Here is a 643-nt window from a genome sequence, read left to right on the forward strand (position 1 = left end):
TGTCCGTCCGGGAGGAAACCGCAGTCATGCCAGCGGGGCATTCCTCATAGGGTTCAAAGCCGGGTTCACCAGCTTTTGCCTCGTGGCAAACAGGCCAAGAGAAGCCTGGCTTGGCCATCGCGGCAATAAGCTTCTTCATCGGCGGAACGCAGTAGGGAACTCCGTGCCATGATGGGCTTTGCGACGCCGCACAAAGGAGAACCTGGCAACCCCAGGAGGCATCTTCGGCGTGAACTGGTACCGGCGACATGGTAAGTGCCGCGAGACCGACTGCGGCACAGAATTTCTGTTTCATGTCAGGTGTCCTTCTTGATCAATGTTCCTGAGATCGCCAGCTGCTCGGAAGCGGCTGAGATTAAGTGCAAGCTCTGCAAACCATGAATGCTCATAAAAATGGCGACGGGTTGGAAATGTCCCTCGGACCCCTTCAGGCGAAAGGTCAGTGACTATCGGTCTGTCCTTTTGGGCATGGCCCGCGCATCGGCGAAGGGGGGCGAGATTTCGGCCTGACGTTTTGCAAGGAGATTGAAATCTGCGATCGGATGCCGATCCATCGTCTTGTCGACGGCTTTGCGGCGCCACTCGTTCATATCCAGCACGTAGGTCCCCCACATCCCATACCGGGCGGCCATCGCGTTGGTCT

At 57.4% G+C, this 643-nt stretch carries 2 pseudogenes; both read right to left on the bottom strand.

Going from position 1 to position 643, the window contains the following annotated elements:
- A pseudogene (locus E8M78_RS18880) lies at window positions 1-295 on the bottom strand (hypothetical protein); the annotation flags it as partial.
- Window positions 296-446: 151 nt separating this feature from the next.
- Window positions 447-643: pseudogene (locus tag E8M78_RS18885) on the bottom strand (thermonuclease family protein); the annotation flags it as partial.

Source organism: Rhizobium sp. FKY42 (genome assembly GCF_005222835.1).
GTDB lineage: Bacteria > Pseudomonadota > Alphaproteobacteria > Rhizobiales > Rhizobiaceae > Neorhizobium.